This window comes from Cronbergia sp. UHCC 0137, assembly GCF_034932285.1.
Taxonomy (GTDB): Bacteria; Cyanobacteriota; Cyanobacteriia; order Cyanobacteriales; family Nostocaceae; genus Cronbergia.
Map to the genome: position 1 here is coordinate 36979 of NZ_JAYGHC010000024.1, position 20071 is coordinate 57049.

The 20071-nt window shown below is 37.1% G+C and carries 23 protein-coding genes; 7 read left to right on the plus strand and 16 right to left on the minus strand.

The features are described from left to right. Positions 1 to 31: 31 nt before the first annotated feature. From VB711_RS14165 to VB711_RS14195, 7 genes are all read right to left on the minus strand, one after another. On the minus strand, positions 32 to 1318 hold the full coding sequence (locus tag VB711_RS14165) for a glycosyltransferase family 1 protein (protein ID WP_323286731.1): 1287 nt from the start codon (positions 1316 to 1318) through the stop codon (positions 32 to 34). 33 nt (positions 1319 to 1351) lie between these two features. Then, positions 1352 to 1819 (minus strand): DUF29 domain-containing protein, encoded by a 468-nt coding sequence (locus tag VB711_RS14170; RefSeq protein ID WP_323286732.1) that lies wholly within the window; start codon positions 1817 to 1819, stop codon positions 1352 to 1354. A 64-nt stretch (positions 1820 to 1883) separates the two neighbouring features. After that, the gene (locus tag VB711_RS14175) at positions 1884 to 2642 is read right to left on the minus strand and encodes an ABC transporter ATP-binding protein (protein ID WP_323286733.1); all 759 of its coding nucleotides are present in this window, start codon (positions 2640 to 2642) and stop codon (positions 1884 to 1886) included. 180 nt (positions 2643 to 2822) lie between these two features. Then, positions 2823 to 3449 (minus strand): hypothetical protein, encoded by a 627-nt coding sequence (locus tag VB711_RS14180; protein ID WP_323286734.1) that lies wholly within the window; start codon positions 3447 to 3449, stop codon positions 2823 to 2825. 208 nt (positions 3450 to 3657) lie between these two features. After that, on the minus strand, positions 3658 to 4260 hold the full coding sequence (locus tag VB711_RS14185; protein ID WP_323286735.1) for a Uma2 family endonuclease: 603 nt from the start codon (positions 4258 to 4260) through the stop codon (positions 3658 to 3660). Between the two features lie 5 nt (positions 4261 to 4265). Beyond that, entirely contained in the window at positions 4266 to 5138 is an 873-nt protein-coding gene (locus VB711_RS14190; protein ID WP_323286736.1) for a Uma2 family endonuclease, read from the minus strand. A 59-nt stretch (positions 5139 to 5197) separates the two neighbouring features. Beyond that, complete coding sequence (locus tag VB711_RS14195; protein ID WP_323286737.1) at positions 5198 to 6004, minus strand: ABC transporter permease; 807 nt, start codon at positions 6002 to 6004, stop codon at positions 5198 to 5200. Between the two features lie 180 nt (positions 6005 to 6184). On the opposite strand from VB711_RS14195, the gene VB711_RS14200 reads away from it, so the two are divergent. From VB711_RS14200 to VB711_RS14215, 4 genes are all read left to right on the plus strand, one after another. Continuing rightward, positions 6185 to 6376 carry a DUF2862 domain-containing protein gene (locus VB711_RS14200; protein ID WP_323286738.1) on the plus strand — a complete coding sequence of 64 codons (192 nt, stop codon included), beginning with the start codon at positions 6185 to 6187 and terminating at the stop codon, positions 6374 to 6376. A gap of 99 nt (positions 6377 to 6475) precedes the next feature. Next, a complete protein-coding gene (locus VB711_RS14205) occupies positions 6476 to 7576 on the plus strand; it encodes an ArsA family ATPase (RefSeq protein WP_323286739.1) in 1101 nt (366 codons plus the stop codon). Positions 7577 to 7639: 63 nt separating this feature from the next. Beyond that, positions 7640 to 8668 carry a chlorophyll synthase ChlG gene (gene chlG / locus VB711_RS14210; protein ID WP_323286740.1) on the plus strand — a complete coding sequence of 343 codons (1029 nt, stop codon included), beginning with the start codon at positions 7640 to 7642 and terminating at the stop codon, positions 8666 to 8668. A gap of 275 nt (positions 8669 to 8943) precedes the next feature. Then, entirely contained in the window at positions 8944 to 9231 is a 288-nt protein-coding gene (locus tag VB711_RS14215; protein ID WP_323286741.1) for a hypothetical protein, read from the plus strand. A gap of 159 nt (positions 9232 to 9390) precedes the next feature. On the opposite strand, the gene trmFO is transcribed toward VB711_RS14215, so the two are convergent. The 3 genes from trmFO to VB711_RS14230 form a co-directional block, all read right to left on the minus strand. Further along, positions 9391 to 10713 (minus strand): FADH(2)-oxidizing methylenetetrahydrofolate--tRNA-(uracil(54)-C(5))-methyltransferase TrmFO, encoded by a 1323-nt coding sequence (gene trmFO / locus VB711_RS14220; RefSeq protein ID WP_323286742.1) that lies wholly within the window; start codon positions 10711 to 10713, stop codon positions 9391 to 9393. 245 nt (positions 10714 to 10958) lie between these two features. Then, positions 10959 to 11174 carry a type II toxin-antitoxin system HicA family toxin gene (locus VB711_RS14225; protein ID WP_323286743.1) on the minus strand — a complete coding sequence of 72 codons (216 nt, stop codon included), beginning with the start codon at positions 11172 to 11174 and terminating at the stop codon, positions 10959 to 10961. A gap of 1 nt (position 11175) precedes the next feature. Beyond that, a complete protein-coding gene (locus tag VB711_RS14230; protein ID WP_323286744.1) occupies positions 11176 to 11421 on the minus strand; it encodes a type II toxin-antitoxin system HicB family antitoxin in 246 nt (81 codons plus the stop codon). Between the two features lie 175 nt (positions 11422 to 11596). On the opposite strand from VB711_RS14230, the gene dprA reads away from it, so the two are divergent. Further along, a complete protein-coding gene (dprA, locus tag VB711_RS14235) occupies positions 11597 to 12709 on the plus strand; it encodes a DNA-processing protein DprA (protein ID WP_323286745.1) in 1113 nt (370 codons plus the stop codon). A gap of 71 nt (positions 12710 to 12780) precedes the next feature. Then, on the plus strand, positions 12781 to 13872 hold the full coding sequence (locus VB711_RS14240) for a response regulator (protein WP_323286746.1): 1092 nt from the start codon (positions 12781 to 12783) through the stop codon (positions 13870 to 13872). Positions 13873 to 14085: 213 nt separating this feature from the next. On the opposite strand, the gene fabG is transcribed toward VB711_RS14240, so the two are convergent. Further along, a complete protein-coding gene (fabG, locus tag VB711_RS14245; protein ID WP_323286747.1) occupies positions 14086 to 14781 on the minus strand; it encodes a 3-oxoacyl-ACP reductase FabG in 696 nt (231 codons plus the stop codon). Between the two features lie 132 nt (positions 14782 to 14913). Continuing rightward, on the minus strand, positions 14914 to 16098 hold the full coding sequence (hemW, locus tag VB711_RS14250) for a radical SAM family heme chaperone HemW (RefSeq protein ID WP_323286748.1): 1185 nt from the start codon (positions 16096 to 16098) through the stop codon (positions 14914 to 14916). 254 nt (positions 16099 to 16352) lie between these two features. Between hemW and VB711_RS14255 the strand changes: the two genes are divergently transcribed. Further along, on the plus strand, positions 16353 to 17429 hold the full coding sequence (locus VB711_RS14255) for a PIN/TRAM domain-containing protein (RefSeq protein ID WP_323286749.1): 1077 nt from the start codon (positions 16353 to 16355) through the stop codon (positions 17427 to 17429). Positions 17430 to 17843: 414 nt separating this feature from the next. Here VB711_RS14255 and VB711_RS14260 read toward each other — a convergent pair whose 3' ends face one another. From VB711_RS14260 to VB711_RS14275, 4 genes are all read right to left on the minus strand, one after another. Beyond that, on the minus strand, positions 17844 to 18440 hold the full coding sequence (locus tag VB711_RS14260) for a hypothetical protein (protein WP_323286791.1): 597 nt from the start codon (positions 18438 to 18440) through the stop codon (positions 17844 to 17846). 206 nt (positions 18441 to 18646) lie between these two features. Then, positions 18647 to 19258 (minus strand): 5-formyltetrahydrofolate cyclo-ligase, encoded by a 612-nt coding sequence (locus VB711_RS14265; RefSeq protein WP_323286750.1) that lies wholly within the window; start codon positions 19256 to 19258, stop codon positions 18647 to 18649. 2 nt (positions 19259 to 19260) lie between these two features. Next, positions 19261 to 19491, minus strand: coding sequence for a hypothetical protein (locus VB711_RS14270; RefSeq protein ID WP_323286751.1), 231 nt, complete (start codon positions 19489 to 19491; stop codon positions 19261 to 19263). Then, on the minus strand, positions 19481 to 19921 hold the full coding sequence (locus tag VB711_RS14275; protein ID WP_323286752.1) for a PIN domain-containing protein: 441 nt from the start codon (positions 19919 to 19921) through the stop codon (positions 19481 to 19483). The genes VB711_RS14270 and VB711_RS14275 overlap by 11 nt, the downstream gene beginning before the upstream one ends. Positions 19922 to 20071 lie beyond the last annotated feature (150 nt).

The following is a 20071-nucleotide window of genomic DNA, read 5'->3' on the forward strand; positions in this document are numbered from 1 at the left end:
CTTGATTTATAGATGAATGGGATTTGGTGAACTAAAGGATTTTGGTGTAAGCTTCGTATAACTTTTTAGCATAATTTTCCATACTGAACAATTTTACTCTTTCTTTGCCTTTTTCTATAAGTTGCGTTTGTATTTGAGGGTTATTGATCAGCTTCTCCAGCATTTGTCTAATATCATCTGAATTATAAGGATCTACATAAAGAGCAGCATCTCCACAGACTTCTGGTAAAGAAGCGACATTAGATGTGATTACAGGACATCCTAAAGACATGGCTTCTAGTGGTGGTAAACCAAATCCTTCGTATAAAGACGGAAAAACAAAACAAAAGGCTCCATGGTACAGATATATTAAGTCTTTTTTTGAAACATATTCAAGAAGCTTAATTTTTCTATTAAAACCTTTACCAAAAATAGCTTCTAATTTACCAATTTCATCTTCCCATAACCATCCTTTTTTTCCGGCAATAACTAATTGCATATCTGTATCTAGACAACTATAGGCATCAATTAATCTCCCAACATTTTTTTTAGGCTCTATTGTTCCAACAAAAAGAATATATTTTTTATATTTAAGTTTATATTTCTTTAAGTTAATATTTGTAGCATCCTCTTTGACTAACAGTGAATTATCAATTATTGGTTGATGGGTTACATAAATTCTGTCTGGATCAACATCAAAACAATGTAGAATATCTTTTTTGGTATTTTCTGAAACTGCTAAAATCATTGCAGAACTTTTAATGGCATCTTTTGTTAAATTAAAGAAAGATTTTTTATCATCTAAAGTAGTATAAGGAAGTTTTAACGGAATTAAATCATGAATAGTTGTAACTTTTTTCGCGCCTATTACTTTAATAGGAAGTGCATAGGTAGCGTGCCATATATCAATTTTTTTTTTAATTTTAACTTTTGTTTCTAACTGAATTAATTTATATAAATTGTTAGTAATTTTATAACAATTGTAAATATTAAATATTTCACCCGAACTAGCTAAATAATCAAAAATAAAGTCGGCTTCTCGTTTAATTATAAAATCACTAATCGGTACTTTTTTGGCTGTATAAAATCCTTTAATAATTCCAATAATAATCCGTTTAATTTGTAAATTATTACCGTTGTGCTTTTGTATATCAAAAAATAAAGCTTCACTTAAAAGTAAATTATTATCATTAGTATAACGACTGCATAATATATCTACGTTTGCTCCTAGAGAAGTTAATGTTTTAACTAAAGTTATACCATAAGTTTTGATACCGGTTCCTTGTATCATTTCTAGATTATAACCATCTACTAATACATTGATTCCTTGAAAATTCATCAACTGTTTGCCTCTATGATTTATCTGATTTTTTTAATATGTGGTTATTTTAGGTTGTGGTAGCCAGTTTTCATCCAATATTTGCTCAAAACTATAGGGACATTGGTTAGGTAAAATTAAGGTGCTTTTTTTTGTAGCAAGTTTGACAGCACTTTGATATATTTTATCAAGTTTTTCTCTTGCATAATTATAAATAGTTTTAGAGTCTAATTCTTCATTGAGTTGATCTCTAAAGGATAGAATTTCTACAGTCCAATGATTAGCATTTTTTTGATGCTCTGTTGTCCAATATTGATATAATAATAAATGAATCAATAATTGTTTCATCAAACTTTCTACTGTTCTTTTTTCACTTCTTCCCAAAGATTCTAATTCCTCTATTAGATGATCATAATCTATCTCTTGTAATTGACGATCGCTCAATAATTTAATATTCTGCTCTAACCACAATAAATAATCTTCTTCATACAGTTGTTTTAAATTCATTGTGTTATTTTCCATCTTTTAACCTGTTTATCTAGCAAAAATTTTTATTTTTTTATTCCCCGTATTTTTCTAAAAGAGCTTAACTAGAAATTATTTCTGAATAATTGTTAACACTTTCCAGATAAGATTCGACAATTTTATTGGATTCTCCAGCTAATTCTATATTACCTTTATTTAACCAAATCACTCTATCACAAGAATGTTCAACAAACTTTAAATCATGGGACACTACTAAAACTGTGGCATTTTCATCCCAGAACTTCTCTATTCTTTGCTGACATTTATTTTTAAAGCTCTCATCTCCTACTGACAAGACCTCATCCAAAATCAAAATATCAGGTTGAACATCTGTAGCAATGGAAAAACCCAAACGAGCCACCATACCAGAAGATAAGCCCTTAACTGGAACTAGCGCATAATCCTCCAATTCAGCAAACTCTAAAATAGAACGCGCCCTTGCTTTCATCTCAGCCCTAGAAAACCCCAACAATACACCATAAAGGAGTATATTGTCCATTACTGATATTTCTCCGTCAAAACCTGCTCCTAGTTCAATTAAAGGTGCAATTTGACCGCCTACTCTTACAGTGCCACTGGTAGGCTGAAGAATACCAGAAATTATTTTTAAAAGGGTAGATTTACCAGAACCATTCGCACCTATTATACCTATTTTTTCGCCTTTGTCAACTACTAAATTAATCTGATCAAGAACTAATTTTTTAGCTGGCTGACGATATTTTCCCTCTATCACAGATAGAAGCGTTTTTTTTAGGTCATAAGAAAATTCCTCTTGAGTTCTTCTCCAGAGAGAAACGTGATCCAGCCGAATTACTTCCATTTAAAGCAAATCCCTAAATTGATATCGCCACAGATGAATACAAGTTTATCCCAATGCTAAGATAATGATGCCACTTAGTAAAGTCCCCCAAATCAAAGCTATACTTAAAGACAGCCCAATCATTTGATTCTGTGGGTAAGCGTTTAGCGTAGCTCCACGAAGTGGCACACCAAGCCCTAATTATTTTTGTTCTAGTTTACCCAAAATGACTAAGCTTTCCAAATCTTCTACTGCATTTGGCAGGTATTGATTGATTACTTTTTTGACTTGCTGTAATTGCGAATCGTTTGCTCCCCCTAACATTCGACTAATATCTGCCAAATCTTGGCTACGCCCTGCTATGAGCTTCATTAATACTAAGTAAGGTAAGTCTATTATTGGCAATCCATCTGCGGCATAATTAGGATTATTAAGAGCTTCTGTTACCCAATATCCGTCAAACTCTAATACATCCAAAGATGTTCCATCATCTAATTTCCATTGACTACCAGGAATGCTTAAATTACCAATTTTTTCCCCATTTGCTTTTTCTAAATCTTGATATATCAATTTAGCATCTTCTACTCTAACTAAAATATCTAAATCAAGAGTCATTCTTTCAGGCATATACAGCCTTGTAGCCACACCGCCAACAACAACAAAAGGAGCTTGCTTAATAATAATATTAAGGTTTGTCACAGGATGGTTCCAAGTCCGTTTATTTAAAAATTCTATACTGCTCCCTGAACCTGGTTTAACATATTTCATTACCAGACTAATAAATTGCTTACGTTTTTGAGAATTAGGATCAGCTATTATTGTTGTCATAAGACCTCTTGGTAAGTGGGAAACTCAGCGTCTTTAGACCTGAGAGAGAAATGACACGAACAGGTAGTTTTGACCTTGCTTTTGAGTTATTGGTTAGATTTATGGTTGTAGTCATGATTTTCTGCTAATTTATACTATCAGGATCTATGCCGAGCGATCGTACATACTCTGCCAGTTTTTCAGCCCTTTGACGTTCGTTTTCAGCTTTTTAAATTTCTTCTAAATTTGTTTCTTCTGGTATGGGTATCAATTTTTCTTCAACGCTAAAATACCTTAGTCTTTTTTCCCATACTCCTAAGTATAATTCTAATTCGTGACTCCAATACCAGCCATTTTCAGAAGGGGTAATATTTTCATACTCGCTTCCTACTAATCGCCAACCCACTAATTCTAATGTGTTAGGAGAAAACCAAAAATACTCACCAGTGTGGAATTTATCTTGATATAACTCTTTTTTTAATCCCCGATCCACTTCGGCTGTAGAATCAGAGAGTAATTCTATGATTAGGTTGGGATATCTACCGTCTTCTTCCCATAGTACCCAAGAAGTACGAGGACGTTTTTCGGTGTTTTTGACGAGGAAAAGGTCTGGACCCCTAAAGTCTCGGTTTTTTAACTGTTGACGACTATAGTAAATACTCAGATTTGCACCAATGAAGAAATCTTCTTTATCACGCCATAACCATTCTAAGCAAGTTACTAATATTAATAACTGTGTGTAATGCAAAGAGCTTTCTATTTCTGGTTCATCGCTCGGTAATTCTGTACAATCTGGCATTAATGCTTCTATTTCTTGTGCTGTGAAAGCCATAAATTTTATTTGGATAAGTTGTTGTCTTTTATACTATCAGGATCTACGCCGAGCGATCGCACATACTCTGCTAGTTTTTCAGCCCTTTGACGTTCGTTTTCAGCCCTTTGACGTTCGTTTTCAGCCCTTTGATGTTCATTTTCAGCCTTTTGACGTTCGGTTTCAGCCTTTTGACGTTCAGTTTCAGCCCTTTGACGTTCAGTTTCAGCCCTTTGACGTTCAGCTTTAGCCTTTTTACGTTCATTTTCAGCCTTTTTACGTTCATTTTCAGCTTTTTTAATTTCTTCTAAATTTGCCTCTTCTGGTGTGGGGATCAATTTTCCTTCAACACTAAAATACCTTAATCTTTTTTCCCATACTCCTAAGTATAATCCTAATTCCTGACTCCAATACCAGCCATTTTGAGAAGGGGTAATATTTTCATACTCACTTCCTACTAATCGCCAACCCACTAATTCTAATGTGTTAGGAGAAAACCAAAAATACTCAGTAGTGTGGAATTTATCTTGATATAACTCTTTTTTTAATCCCCGATCCACTTTGGCTGTAGAATCGGAAAGTAATTCTATGATCAGGCTGGGATATCTACCCTCTTCTTCCCATATTACCCAAGAAGTACGAGGACGTTTTTCGGTGTTTTTGACTAGGAAAAGGTCTGGACCCCTAAAGTCTCGGTTTTTTAACTGTTGACGACTATAGTAAATACTCAGATTTGCACCAATGAAGAAATCTTCTTTATCACGCCATAACCATTCTAAGCAAGTTACTAATATTAATAACTGTGTGTAATGCAAAGAGCTTTCCATCTCTGGTTCATCGCTGAGTAATTCTGTACAATCTGGCATTAATGCTTCTATTTGTTGTGCTGTTAAAGCCATAGATTTTATTTGGATAAATTGTTATCTTTCGTTAATTATAAACTAATTGTTTTGGGTGTTTACAGCAAGTCCATAAATTGATGTCGCCAGATATGAAAAGAAGTCCATCCCAGGGCTAAAATAATTATGCCACTAAGTAAAGCACCCCAAATTAAACCCAAATCTGGTAGAGAACCTGATAATGTAATTTGACGCAAACTTTCAATAATTGGTGATAAGGGATTTAAGTTGAGAAATGGCTGTACTGCCTTTGGTACAATAGCTGCTGGATAAAAGATAGGGCTACTAATCCAAATTACAAAGGTAATTAACTCATAGAAGTATGGTAAATCTCTAAAGAACACGTATAAAGCACTTACCAAAAATCCAATTCCTGTAGAAACTAAAATCAGGGCTAGAAATGGAAATAGCAAAGCTAGGACATTAACTAAACTTTTGGAGTTAATGAAAGTCATTATTGCTAATAATGGAAATGCTCCTACTGAAAATTGAAACACATTAGCCGCAATCATTGATACAGGAAAAACGCTGACTGGTAGACGAATTTTATTTAATAATGCACCATTACCGACGACACTAGACAAAGCTTGGGATGTGGAAGCTGAGTAGAAATTGATTACTAACAGCCCAGTAAGTGCTGCCAACATATAGTTAACTATGGAGTTATCGTAGTATGATGCAAAAGTTGCCCCAAAAATGGCTGTATAAAGCCCTGTCATAATCAACGGGTTTAACAGCGACCAATAAACACCCAGAATCGAGCCACGATAACGTACCTTGAGTGTCCGCACTACTAAGACATACAAGAGTTCCCAGTATCGCTGCACTTGTAACCAAGTTAAATTATTTTTAACGGAAAGCGCCATTCTTAAACACCACGACAGTCCAGAAGGAAGTTAGTAAGGAAATTTTATACTATTTGAGTACAATTGTCTGTATTGAAGGCAATGTTGTTTATGGCTAATTCAATTTTAAATCATTACTAATGATAACTGAGTGCCAGATTCCGGTACACTGAGACTTGGTTGATTGGATGGTAACTAAAAATGGAAATTGGACAAAAGGTTAAAGTTTATCGTTTGCGCGATCGCGTTTCTGCCCAGATCGCTCAAAAACTAGGACAAATAGGTATTATTGAAGGATACAAAGTTACCGATGGTGCTGGTATTGGGATGGTGGTGAAGTTTGATGACAAATTCTCTACCTGGTTTTTTGAAGACGAAATCAAACCCGTATAGGATTTTGATCAACCCTCAGATAGAAAACACAAGCTGAGAGCATTTGTTGAGTGCTAAGTTGGAGTTGACAAGATAGGTGGTGAAAATAGGAATCAATTAATGTCCCTGATACTCACATTTTTGGGCAAAAGCGGCGCTGCTCGTAGCAAAATAGCGATCGCTACAGCCAAGTTATTGGCCACCCAAGGGAAACGTGTACTTCTAGCAGGACACGCAGAACCAACTTTGCCAATGCTACTGGGTACGGCAATTGCTCCCGACCCCCAAGAAATCGCTCCCAATCTCCAAGCGGTACAGTTTCAATCATCTGTGCTGCTAGAACGTAATTGGGATGAAGCGAAAAAACTGGAAGCCCAATACCTCCGCACACCAATCTTTAAAGAAGTCTATGGTCAAGAGTTGGTGGTATTACCGGGAATGGATAGCGCCTTGGCTTTAAACGCCATTCGTGAATATGATGCCAGTGGCCAATATGATGCAATTATCTATGATGGCACAGGTGATTCTTTGACTTTACGGATGTTGGCAATTCCAGACTCCCTTGGCTGGTATGTTCGCCGATTTCGCCAGTTATTTGTCAACTCTGACTTAGGCAAAACAATTTCTGAATCACCTTTGATTCAACCCCTAATTACCAGTTTTTTCAATGTCAATTGGACAGAAAATAATTTTGCCCAACCCACTAACCAAGTCAATAATTTTCTGGAAAAAGGCAAGGCTGCTTTAGCTGATCCCCACCGTTTAGCTGCTTTTTTGGTGACAACCCCAGATCCGCTTGAAGTGGCTAATGCTCGTTATCTTTGGGGTAGTTCTCAACAAATTGGTCTAACTGTCGGTGGTGTAATTCTCTTGGGTGCTGAACAAGATCCTAATTTGTCAGAGGAATTTAATCCCCTAACTATCAGTGTTGTTCCTGATGTCACCAAGGGCGAATGGCAACCAATGATCGATGCTCTACCCAATTTTGTCCAGCAAGCATCCCAGGCCCCCAAGCCAATGGAAATTGACGTTCATAATCGTCAAGTACGCTTGTTTTTACCTGGTTTTGACAAAAAGCAAGTCAAACTCACCCAGTACGGGCCAGAGGTGACTGTGGAGGCTGGAGATCACCGCCGTAACATATTCTTACCCCCGGCTTTAAGTGGTAAACCCGTGGCTGGTGCAAAGTTTCAGAATAATTATTTGATAATTTCGTTTTAATTGATCAGGACTGGAGGTTGGGAATCTCTTTTCCCTTTCTCCTTACTCTTTCTTACTAAACTTATGTCTGAATCAACTCCTATTACTCCCAATTCTCAACCGTCTGAGGCAGTGGAATCAGTTGTAAATAATACTGATCAAGACCGCAGTGCTAAAACTAGGCAACTTTTGGGGATGAAAGGTGCAGCCCCAGGAGAAACTTCTATTTGGAAAATTCGCTTGCAATTGATGAAGCCTATTACCTGGATTCCCTTAATTTGGGGTGTGGTCTGCGGTGCGGCTTCTGCTGGTAATTACACTTGGACTCTAGAAAATGTGTTGAAGGCGGCACTTTGTATGTTGCTTTCGGGTCCGTTGTTGACGGGTTACACTCAAACCATCAATGATTATTATGACAGGGAAATAGACGCGATTAATGAACCTTATCGTCCTATTCCTTCGGGGGCAATTTCGGAAAAGCAAGTAATTAGCCAAGTCATTGTTTTATTATTGCTAGGATACGGGGTGGCGTATACCTTGGATTTATGGGCAGGTCATACATTTCCTAATGTTTTGATGTTGTCTATTTTTGGTACTTTCATCGCCTATATCTATTCTGCACCTCCATTAAAGCTGAAACAAAATGGTTGGCTGGGTAATTATGCGTTGGGTGCTAGTTATATCGCTTTACCTTGGTGGGCTGGTCATGCTTTGTTTGGGGAACTGAATTGGAAAATTGTGATTCTGACTCTGTTCTATAGTTTGGCGGGTTTGGGTATTGCTATTGTTAATGATTTCAAAAGTGTTGAGGGCGATCGCCAATTAGGTTTACAATCTCTACCAGTGATGTTTGGCATCAAAAATGCTGCCTGGATTTGTGTGGTGATGATTGATTTGTTCCAAAGTCTGGTTGCGGCTTATCTGATTTTTATTCATCAGAATTTATACGCTGCAATCCTGATTTTGTTAATTATCCCCCAAATTACTCTGCAAGATATGTATTTTCTCCGCGATCCTGTGGCTAATGATGTTAAGTATCAAGCGAGCGCCCAGCCTTTCTTGGTTTTAGGTATGCTTGTAACTGGTTTGGCTTTGGGTCACGCTGGCGTTTAGTCTCTGGTTAAGGATTTAGAGATGTTCTTTGGAATGTCTCTAGATCAATTTGAGATTATTTTTTAGTTGGTTTGATTGAAAACAGGACTTACGCACAAATCACTGGAAAACTAACCACAGAGGCACAGAGTTCACAGAGAAATGAGGTTTTGAGAGATATTTTGCGTAAGTCTTGTTATGTTAATTTAATTGAAATATTTCTTTGGTTAGAAGTAAGAAGGGATCAATTAGGGATTATATTAATTTCAATCTCCTAAAAAGTATCAGCATTTGCCGTGTTAGAATTTATATCTTTGTTTATTCATGCCATACAACCTTTTTTAGCTCCTATTTGTTTTATTGGGGCTTGGTATGTAATTATTCTTGTTTTGTGGACTCTCTGGACAACCGCACGAAATAGTATATCTACGGCTAAACAGATGCACCAAATCCCCTGTCATAATTGTCAGTTTTTTACTAACAATTATCGTCTTAAATGTACGGTTCATCCCTCTAGGGCTAGTACGGAAGCGGCTGTTGATTGCTGTGACTATCAACCAAAAACAAATCCCTACTTGTATTAACTCAAGTTGCCTCAAACTCTCTTTTTTTAAACGTTCGCGTAGCGTGCCGTAGGCATACCACAGAGGCACAGAGGACACAGAGAAAAGAGAAGAACAAATTTTTAACTGAACTGTATTGTGTCTTAATCCTGTAAATCCTTTAATCCTGGATATCCTGATTTAGACATTATTAATTTGTGTTTTCCAATTCGCTAAATCGGCTAAGGAGCGATCGCGATATTTTCCATATTTTTCGGGTTTACTCTTGATTTTTACTCCTAAGTCTGGTATAATCCCGAAGTTTGGCGGCATGGGTTGAAAATGCTTAGGTGTGGCAGAACTGATATACTCAAATAACGCCCCGATCATGGTTGTTGGTGGTAATATTAGAGGTTCTTTTCCTAAAGCTAACCGCGCCGCATTTGTTCCCGCTAACCAGCCACCGGCAGCAGCAGCCGTGTAACCTTCAGTACCAATTAATTGTCCCGCAGCTAATAAGGTGGGACGTTGTTTAAATTGTAGACTTGGGGATAAAAGTTGGGGTGCATTTAAAAAGGTGTTACGGTGCATGACTCCCAAACGCACAAATTCGGCATTTTCCAAACCGGGGATCATTTGAAATACTCGCTTTTGTTCACCCCAGCGCAAATTAGTTTGAAATCCCACCATATTCCACAGTTGACCAGCTTTATCTTCTTGTCGCAACTGAATGACTGCATAGGGTCTTTCTCCCGTTCTGCTGTCAGATAAACCAACGGGTTTTAAGGGTCCATAACGCATGGTGTCTTCCCCCCGTCGCGCCATTTCTTCAATTGGTAAACAAGCTTCAAAATATTTAGCCGTTTCAATTTCAAAATCTTTTAATTCTGTTTTTTCGGCTTGCAGAAGTGCTTCCCGAAATTGTAAATACTGTTCCTTATTCATCGGACAGTTGAGGTAAGCTGCTTCACCTTTGTCATAACGGGAAGCCATAAAAGCGATATTTTTATTAATGGAATCTCCCACAATAATCGGACTAGCAGCATCGAAAAAGCTGAGGTATTCCATACCTGTGAAGCGTTGCAAATCGGCGGCTAAATCGGGGCTGGTTAAGGGTCCACTGGCTAAAACTACGATCCCATCAGGAATAGCTGGAACTTCCCCGCGACGGAATTCAATTAAAGGATGATTGGCTAAGGTTTGGGTGAGGTCTTGGCCAAATTGTCCTCTGTCTACAGCTAAAGCGCCACCGGCGGGGACTGCGTGTTCGTCGGCTTTGGAGATAATTATAGAACCTAATTGACGCAATTCTTCGTGTAATAATCCGGCAGCGCGATCGCTGGCCATTGCACCAAAGGAATTACTACATACCAATTCGGCTAAATTTTCCGTATGATGGGCGGGGCTAAAGCGTTTAGGGCGCATTTCATGGAGAATTACTGGTATTCCAGCTTCAGCTATTTGCCATGCTGCTTCTGTCCCTGCTAATCCGCCGCCAATTACTTGTATTGGTTGATTTTCCATAGAATTTTTATTATTAACTATCTTATTTTAAAACACAATAATTAACTATTTTAGTTTCATCATACAGGGCGATCGCCTGTTTTTAGTTTATTGTATTATTTTACACCGTTAAAACAATAGTAAATGTGGAGTTTCTAATCAAATTCAACAATTGTTAATTAGTTGTTAATTAAGTATGAACACAATCTGATCACGTTGATTTTTGTGATATTTTAATCACAGACATTTAATTAAATTTACTATTTTCATCCTAACCATTCTTCCCTAGAAACACCCGCTTGTCGCAGCAATCTTGATAACAAACCCACACTAATATCACCCTCATGAAGATTAGGGATAATTACGGTTACATTATCACGTCGCATTTGTGGATGTCTCCCTCCAGCATAGGGTCCTTCAAACCCTAGTTCACGCAAACGCTTGACTAAATTATTCCAAGAAATAGGTGTTAATCTAGGCATTTTACACTAGCTGTATAATTTGATTTAAATTAATATCCTCAATCACAGGAATATCCAAACCTAAACGTAAACGCAAAGCCAACCAATCACTTAACGCTTCTCTTAACTCACGCTGACAACCTGCCAATGTTTTATAATTTGCCCATACTCCCTGTAGTTCAGGAATTTCCCCCCAATAAGTAGCATCATCTTCAATAATTTCATAAATTGCTAATTCCATTGCTTTATCAATGTAAGTTGCCAACATTTTTAGTATTTCCTTTTTGTTTGATTTGGACAAAAAATTATTATTTTGATAAGGTTAGGAATTTTTATATTCTAACATGATATATTGACACAAATTCAAGAAAATCGAAGTTAATAATTATGTCACGACAATATAGCGGCCAAGATTTAGAAAGAGAAGTTAAGAGGGAAAAAAATTGATAGCAGAACGCGCCTACTGGTTGGCTTGGTCACAAATTTCCGGGGTGGGGCCAATATTATTACAAAGATTGCAACAGCATTTTGGTAACTTGGAAACGGCGTGGAAAGCTAGTCCAGCAGAGTTGAGAAAGGTAGAAGGTTTTGGTTCACAAACTTTAGAGAAAGTGGTACAGCAGCGATCGCGCTTACATCCCCAACAACTACTCACCCAGCACCAACAAGAAAACCCCCTTTTTTGGACACCAGCAGATCCAGAATATCCCCAATTAATGCGAGAAATCCCCAGTCCATCACCGATTTTATACTATCGTGGAGAAGTTGATCTGGCGGAAAATCTCGGACATAAATCTCTAGTTGGAATTGTTGGTACACGTCAACCTTCCGATTATGGCATCCGGTGGACACGCCAAATTAGTACAGCTTTGGCAAAAAATGGTTTTACCGTAGTTTCGGGAATGGCGGAAGGAATTGATACAGAAAGTCATCTAGCGACAATGAAAGCCGGTGGACGAACTATTGCTGTTTTAGGGACAGGTGTAGATGTGATCTATCCTCACAAAAATCGGGATTTATATAAACAAATTTTGACTTCTGGGTTAGTAATTAGTGAATATCCTGCCAAAACTCCCCCCAATCGCACTAATTTTCCCCGTCGTAACCGTATTATTGCCGGTTTGAGTAGGGCTGTATTGGTAATGGAAGCACCTTTAAAATCTGGGGCGTTAATTACAGCTAATTACGCGAATGAATTTGGTCGAGATGTCTATGCACTACCAGGAAGAATAGATGATCAACCATCTCAAGGATGTTTAAAATTAATTAGTCAAGGTGCGGGTTTAATTAATCAGCAACTTAGCGAATTATTAACTATGTTGGGTGCAATTCCTCAAATAGATATAGAATCGAAATTAGTTACAACTACACCTTTACCTAACCTTTCACCAGAATTACAGCAGGTGATGAATGTGTTGGCTTCTGAGGCGTTAACCTTTGATTTCATTGTCCAAAAAACGGGAATGAATCCTGGTTTAGTTTCTAGTGCTTTATTACAATTAGAATTGATGAGTTTAGTTTCCCAATTACCAGGAATGCGATATCAGAAAATATGATGCAATTCTTAGCAACTTTAGTAGATAAAACCTAAAAACCCAGAGACACTTAATTTACTACCAGGAAAATCATGAAAACCATTTTAATTATTGAAGATGAAGATCAAATCAGAGATAATATCCGAGAAATATTAGATTTATCAGATTTTAATACTCTAGTCGCAGAAAATGGGTTAGAGGGTTTAGAGTTGGCTAAAGATAAACGCCCTGATTTGATTCTTTGTGATTTGATGATGCCGGAATTAGATGGTTATAGTGTATTAACTAAACTGCGTCAAAATAGTTCTACTGCAACAATTCCCTTGATTTTTTTAACTGCTAGATCAGAACGCTCAGATTTGCGTCGAGGGATGGAACTTGGCGCTGATGATTACATAACTAAGCCTTTTCATCCTGATGAATTACTAAAATCAATTGCTGCTAGACTTGATAAACAATCTATAGCTGAACAAGAAACTCAACAAAAATTAAATACTTTAAGTAATTGTATTAGTCTGTCCCTTCCTCATGAAATCAATACTCCTCTCAATCATATTATCGGATTCTCAAATTTATTGATTGAAGATGGTGGAATGCTTTCTAATGCAGAAAAGTTAGAAATGCTAGAATTCATTCATCAAGCTAGTCTACGTTTACATAGACTAACTATCAATTTTCTCCTATATGCAGAATTGGAATTATTAGCATCTAATCCCGCAAAAATTGCGGCTCTTCGTAATAGTCTTACAAAGAATGATGTGAAATTAGATATTGAAAATGTAGCCGTAAAAATTGCCAAAGATACCAACAGATATACAGATTTAAGTATAGAAATATCCGATGCAATAGTCAGATGTGAGCCAGACAGGATGAGGAAAATTGCTGAAGAAATAATAGATAACGCTTTTAAATTTTCTCTACCAAATACACCAATCAAAATAATCGGAAATAGTAGGAATAATTCCTTTTATTTGTATGTAATTGATTATGGTAGGGGCATGAACAATGAGCAAATTGCTAACATTGGGGCTTATATGCAATTTGAACGCAAAATGTATGAACAACAAGGTTCTGGCTTAGGACTGTTAATTGCTAAGAGGTTGGTAGAAATACACGGAGGAGAGTTTTCAATTGAGAGTATACCGGAAAAACAAACTATTATTAGAATTGTTCTTCCGCAGTAAGTAGGTGGGCGTTAAAAATTGTCGTTGTGGCAAGGGAACAGGGAAGTGGAATCCTATATTAGTGCGGTGTATCAGATCAAGAAAATCTGTTGTGTGTTAAATTATCGAGTCTGACACACCCTATACCTATAAGAGATAAAATCCATAATCCTGATGTAATAGATTCTGTCAAGGCATAAGTCCTATAATTATACAAAATATGCCTTTAAATCATCAAACACTGCCATAAACTGGAATAGCTGCACCCCGCACATCTTTAGCTGCTTCTGAGGCTAAAAAACAGATAACTTGGGCGATAGATTCTGGTTTTACCCATTTATCAGCATTTTCTACACCCATCGCTTGACGGTTGGCAGGTGTATCAATCACACTGGGGAGGATGGTATTTGCAGTAATATTAGTACCTTTGGTTTCATCAGCGATCGCTTTCGTTAAAGCTATCACCCCAGCCTTAGCCGCAGAGTAAGCAGCCATCTTTCCCGCCGGTTCAGCACCAGCACGAGAACTCACAGTTACAATCCGTCCATAACCGTGTTCTAGCATATTTTTTAGGCTATACTTGCAAGTTAAAAAAGTGGTATTCAAATTTAACTCAAATTCCCGCTTCCAATCATAAAAGCTGTATTCGTGGGTTTTCCCCATCGAGAAACCACCAACGAGATGAATTAACACATCTACGTGAATCATCCGACTGATCAATTTATCTACTGAGGCTTCATCCTCTAAATTAGCCGGAATAAAGTGGATTCTGGCAATATCAGCAGGTGATAAAATCCCTTTGAGTTTTTCTATATCTTTAGGGGTACGATAGGGAATTGTCACCTCTGCACCTTGAGCGAGAACTGCGGGTGTTACTCCTAAACCCAGTCCACCAGTACCACCTGTGAGTAAAACTTGTTTTCCTTTCATCAACGATGCACTCCTTTGTAGATTGCGCTGATTTTAGCAAATTTACTCTGGTTTTTGATGCCAAATTATCTTTTTATTTCGCGCCAAGAAGTACAAAATTATCTGCGTTCATCTGCGTCCATCTGCGTTTAATTATTCCTCTAACTGCTCAAACAAGTGCGATAAAACTACATTAGAGAACAAAAATCCATCGGGATCAGTTAATTGTAATCTATCTTCTACAATTTTCACCCAACCTTTAATAAAATAAGCTTGCAAACATTCTTTAATTTCTTCTACTTTCCCTTGTCCAAATTTTTCAGAAAGATTTGGCAAATTCACCCCTTCCGCTAACCGCAACCCTAACATTAAGGTTTCTAATAAAATATCATTTGGCTGTGTGACTTGACAATCAATTACTACACCAGCTTTTACCCATTGATAATATTCTTTGGTAGTCCGTGGACGGGTGAAGCGTTTACCCTGCACATAACTAGCTGCACCCATGCCAAAACCATAATAAGGGCGATTTTGCCAATAAACTCGATTATGTTGACATTGATGACCAATTTGCGCGTAATTGGAAATTTCATAATGTTGATAACCTGCACCAGTTAAAATTTGCTGTGCCGTTTGGTACATTTTAACTGTGGTTTCATCCGTTGGTAAGGGATTATCTCCCGGTTTGTAATAACGACCAAATGCTGTACCCGGTTCTATGGTAAGGTCATAGATGGAGATGTGGGTGGGAGTGAGGGCGATCGCTCTTGTTAATGAATCCTGCCATTGATCTAAAGATTGATGCGGTAAACCAGAAATTAAGTCTAAACTAAATTTGGGTATCTCGACTTGGTGAATTAACTCCACTGCTGCAAAAATATCTTCAACAGAGTGCGATCGCCCCGCAGTTTTTAACAATTGATCTTGAAAGGCTTGCACACCCAAACTTACTCTATTCACCCCCCTGCGATGATAGCCTGTGATATGTGCTAAATCAAATGTACCGGGATCCATTTCCATCGAAATTTCTACCCCCCCAGTTATCCCAAAACGTCTTTCTATGGCTTCCAGTATTCTTTCTAACTGATCAACCGACAGCAGCGAGGGTGTCCCACCACCAAAAAAAATCGTTTTCACGGGTTGAGCAAAATTTGGTGTATTGGCAATTTCGTCACACAGCACCTCAACATACTGAGAAATAGTACCAGATGTTTCACCACGTAGGCGATCGCCCACCACAGACACAGGAAAATCACAATAAAAACAGCGTCGTCTACAAAAGGGAATATGAATGTAAGCAGCAGTAGGGACAGCAGAAACATCAAATATTTGGTTCATTCTGAGCAATAATTAAATTAACTTAATTGAGAAATAAAAATAATCAAAATGAGAAACTTCTTTACAACTTTTTATCGTTTTACAACAAAACAACGACTAATATGAAGTAGAAAATAATTCGTTATAATATTTAGCAATATATAAACTACCTGAACTACTAGCGTAAGTCCACAATTTGTTAATCAATCCTACCGATGAAATAAACAATACCTTACTCTATCGGGTAACAACAGTTGTAGGAAAACAGCACAACCATGCTTGATTTCATTATTATTATCTCATTCATTCTGGCAGCAGCGGGAATAGGCTACTATAGCACCGATTTACTGCCCACAGGCACACTAGCTATGGTGACAAATCTGGAAGCCTTACGTCTAGTAGTTGCTGTGTTTGCAGCTATTATCGGTGGTGCGATCGGTTTAAGCTTTCAGACAACCTATCGTCGTCTTGAAGCACAAGTCCGAGAAATGCCCCTAGAAGTAATTTTAACTCGCGCTATTGGTTTAGTAATTGGGCTATTACTAGCTAATTTAATGCTTGCCCCGCTATTTTTACTACCCATTCCCGCAGATTTTGGATTTATCAAACCCCTGGTAGCAGTTGTTGGCAGTATTATTTTGTCTGTCACTGGCATGAATTTAGCAGATACCCACGGACGGGGTTTACTACGGTTAATTAATCCCAATACTGTAGAAACTTTAGTTGTAGAAGGAACTCTCAAACCTGCAAACACTAAGGTTTTAGACACCAGTTGTATTATAGATGGTCGGATTGAAACCTTACTAGAAACTGGGTTTTTAGAAGGAGTGATCATCGTTCCCCAATTTGTATTACAGGAACTACAACAAGTAGCCGATGCCAGCAAAGACCAAAAACGAGTCCGAGGGAGAAGGGGATTAGAAATACTCAACCGGATAAAATCAGCTTATCCAGATCGCATTTTAATTAATGCTGTTGATTACGAAGATATTGCCACCGTTGATGCTAAATTAGTCCGATTTGCCCAAGAAATTAACGGCACATTGTTAACTAATGATTATAATTTATCAAAAGTTGCCAGTGTGCAGAAAGTCCCAGTTTTAAATGTTCACGATTTAGTGAATGCGGTTCGTCCCACTTATTTACCTGGTGATAACCTGGATTTGAAAATTCTCAAAGAAGGTAAAGAACCCAGTCAGGGAATTGGCTATTTAGATGACGGAACAATGGTAGTTGTGGAAGAAGGTAGTAGTTATGTTGGTGGTGAATTGCGGGTAGTAGTCACCAGTGCTTTACAAACCACAGCCGGACGGATGATTTTTGCCAAACCTCAAGCTTCCGCAGTAGCTTAAAACTTTCAGAAGCATTAAAGATTTCTAAATTAAACTCAAACAAAGGATAGGGACTATACCTGTCCTTTTTATTATTTTCTGAGTTTGTTTGTGGTTTTAAACTGCTGGGAGAAGATTATGAGTACATTTATTTAGGGTTTGGTGAATAAAGCTAAAACTGAGATATATCAAGGGTTTGAAGGTGAAAAAGGTGAATCAAGTGCAAGGAATAAGCGTTGAAACTGTTCATTTACCTATCACTTGACCAGATTTAATACTGTTCTTCTCTTCTTCTAATTCTTCCTCTGGTCACTGAGCGTAGCCGATAGCGTAGCGTGGCGTTAGCCATAGTGCTGACTCCTGATTTCTGACTCCTAACCCTAATGAAAAGACTTTTTCATCAAACCCTATTTATTGCTGAATTTGGGTTTTAATTCACATTGCACATTGTTGGAAAATATAATTCACCGCAGCAAATAATTTATCTAAATCTTGAATCATATACAAATTTTTATTCCGAGTAAATACATCAGCAACTAACTTTCCGAATTGCCATATTTTTCCGTTAGAAACAATTCCAAAAACATCACTAACAAAATCATCATTAATTCTCTGAACTGCTATCATTTCTGCTAAACACTGACTCCAACCTTCTTCAAATTTATCTTGTTTAGCTTCAACTATCAAAAAATAAGGTTTATCAAAAACAATCGTCCCTAAAGGGTTTCTTTGTGTCACAGTATAATCAGGAATACCTGATAAATCTTCATCATAAGCTAATGTTTCATGACTCCAAAGAGTTAATTTACTTCGGTAAGGTTTCCATACTTCTTTCAATACTGGATAAATGAGATTTTCACAAATAGCATCTTCGGAATTATCAATAACTCCATCTGTAAATAGCAAATCTAATTCCTCCTTAAAAGATTCTTTAGTCGGAAAATCTACTTCCAACATAAAATTAGATTGCACATACTTGATTTGAAATTTTTTAATGACTGCACTAATACTTTTATAATTGCTAAATGCCATAAAATCCTGTAAATCATTAAATCCTATAAACCATGTATTCCTTACGGGAGAGTTAGCCATATCTGACAATAGTGAATTTTTAACTCAACCCACTACTTATAAATATATAGCGTTTCCTAGTCTAATGAGGTACAAAATTATCTGTGTTCATCTGCGTTTATCTGCGTTTGATTCTGACTTCTTGTACCTCACTTGTATGGGAATTGCTATAATATCCTTATTTTAGCTTCATCAGGGAAAAAGCATCTAAAATTTTTCATTCCATTTTCCGTCACCACCGCTTTTAAAGGCTGATCCCAACTAGCAACCGGGAGTTGAGGTAAATAGGCAAAATCAAACACAACCCCCATAGTTGCTTTTGCATTCCAAGCCGGAGAACTGAACAATCGATCATAATATCCCCCACCATAACCTAAGCGGTATCCTTGGGCATCACAACCCACACAGGGAACGAGAATTAAATCTACTTCTTCAATATCAATTCTGGGTGATTCTGGGTGTGGTTCACGAATACCATAAGCACCTAAATTAATCACCTCATTAGGTTGACAAAAATGCCAAACTAGGGAATTACTAACACAGCGTGGAAATCCCCAACGTTTTTGGGAGTTGGTATACAAAAAGCTAATATCAGGTTCTTGACGAAAGCTAAAATAGGCGAGGATGGTTTTTGCTTGATTAAATAAAACTGAGTTTTGGATGTTGGTAGTGAGGCGATCGCTCTTTTCTCTCCATTCTAATGATGTCATGGATTGACGTTTTTGCAGGAGAGTCCGTCGCAGTTCTTTTTTGTTTAGTTGTAGATTTATTTTTTCCAAAGCTATTTAGATAAAGATTTCTGATCAGCCGATTCTTGATATTCTTTAATTTTTGCATATAAACTATCAACTGTTTCTTCAGAAAATAGGCTTTCTTTAAGTTGTAAATAATCACCTTCACCTAATTTACAAGCAGCCCAAAATTTCATTACTTTTGCTGGTTCTAAGTGGGTAAGTAAAACCTGCATTACTTCTTGTAAATTTTGTTGTTCGTTAATAACTTTAATTGTCATCTTCCATCTCCAAAATTAAATCTGCTGGGTTAACTACTTTGAGTGATAAATCTTGGCAACGATTAATTAATCTTCTGTCACAACTGATAAAATAATCACTTTTGGATGTTTCTGCACAAGCTACATGAAGTGCATCAACAGGTTTAATTCCTTGTTTTTCTAATTGTTTTCCTCTAACTCTAATATTTTCATCTACTAATACTTTTAATGTGGCTATTTGTAAATATCGCTCCATTGATTGCTGATTAAGGGTAAAAGGGTTGCGGCTATTTTCGTATTCTAGAACTGAAGAGCTAACTAATTCTAGTAATTGTGCTTCTACCATTTGTAAAATTAAAATAACCGCCTGTGTTTCTAGAAAGATTTTTGGCTGTGTTTGGTCGTCAAATGGACGATTATAAATACTGGTATCTAAATAAACCCTGATCATATAAATGTTTTGACATCTTTCTCTAATTTACAGGAATAATAGCCTCAATTTGTTATTCTCATTTCTCTGTGTCCTCTGTGCCTCTGTGGTTCGTTTACTTAACTTATTGATTATTAAAATTATCCATTAAACCAAATTTTAGGGTAGGGA

Coding starts and splice junctions, on each gene's coding strand:
- VB711_RS14165 (WP_323286731.1), bottom strand. CDS start 1,318: ATGAATTTTCAAGGAATCAATGTATTAGTAGATGGTTATAATCTAGAA.
- VB711_RS14170 (WP_323286732.1), bottom strand. CDS start 1,819: ATGGAAAATAACACAATGAATTTAAAACAACTGTATGAAGAAGATTAT.
- VB711_RS14175 (WP_323286733.1), bottom strand. CDS start 2,642: ATGGAAGTAATTCGGCTGGATCACGTTTCTCTCTGGAGAAGAACTCAA.
- VB711_RS14180 (WP_323286734.1), bottom strand. CDS start 3,449: ATGACAACAATAATAGCTGATCCTAATTCTCAAAAACGTAAGCAATTT.
- VB711_RS14185 (WP_323286735.1), bottom strand. CDS start 4,260: ATGGCTTTCACAGCACAAGAAATAGAAGCATTAATGCCAGATTGTACA.
- VB711_RS14190 (WP_323286736.1), bottom strand. CDS start 5,138: ATGGCTTTAACAGCACAACAAATAGAAGCATTAATGCCAGATTGTACA.
- VB711_RS14195 (WP_323286737.1), bottom strand. CDS start 6,004: ATGGCGCTTTCCGTTAAAAATAATTTAACTTGGTTACAAGTGCAGCGA.
- VB711_RS14200 (WP_323286738.1), top strand. CDS start 6,185: ATGGAAATTGGACAAAAGGTTAAAGTTTATCGTTTGCGCGATCGCGTT.
- VB711_RS14205 (WP_323286739.1), top strand. CDS start 6,476: ATGTCCCTGATACTCACATTTTTGGGCAAAAGCGGCGCTGCTCGTAGC.
- chlG (WP_323286740.1), top strand. CDS start 7,640: ATGTCTGAATCAACTCCTATTACTCCCAATTCTCAACCGTCTGAGGCA.
- trmFO (WP_323286742.1), bottom strand. CDS start 10,713: ATGGAAAATCAACCAATACAAGTAATTGGCGGCGGATTAGCAGGGACA.
- VB711_RS14225 (WP_323286743.1), bottom strand. CDS start 11,174: ATGCCTAGATTAACACCTATTTCTTGGAATAATTTAGTCAAGCGTTTG.
- VB711_RS14230 (WP_323286744.1), bottom strand. CDS start 11,421: ATGTTGGCAACTTACATTGATAAAGCAATGGAATTAGCAATTTATGAA.
- VB711_RS14240 (WP_323286746.1), top strand. CDS start 12,781: ATGAAAACCATTTTAATTATTGAAGATGAAGATCAAATCAGAGATAAT.
- fabG (WP_323286747.1), bottom strand. CDS start 14,781: ATGAAAGGAAAACAAGTTTTACTCACAGGTGGTACTGGTGGACTGGGT.
- hemW (WP_323286748.1), bottom strand. CDS start 16,098: ATGAACCAAATATTTGATGTTTCTGCTGTCCCTACTGCTGCTTACATT.
- VB711_RS14255 (WP_323286749.1), top strand. CDS start 16,353: ATGCTTGATTTCATTATTATTATCTCATTCATTCTGGCAGCAGCGGGA.
- VB711_RS14260 (WP_323286791.1), bottom strand. CDS start 18,440: ATGGCATTTAGCAATTATAAAAGTATTAGTGCAGTCATTAAAAAATTT.
- VB711_RS14270 (WP_323286751.1), bottom strand. CDS start 19,491: ATGACAATTAAAGTTATTAACGAACAACAAAATTTACAAGAAGTAATG.
- VB711_RS14275 (WP_323286752.1), bottom strand. CDS start 19,921: ATGATCAGGGTTTATTTAGATACCAGTATTTATAATCGTCCATTTGAC.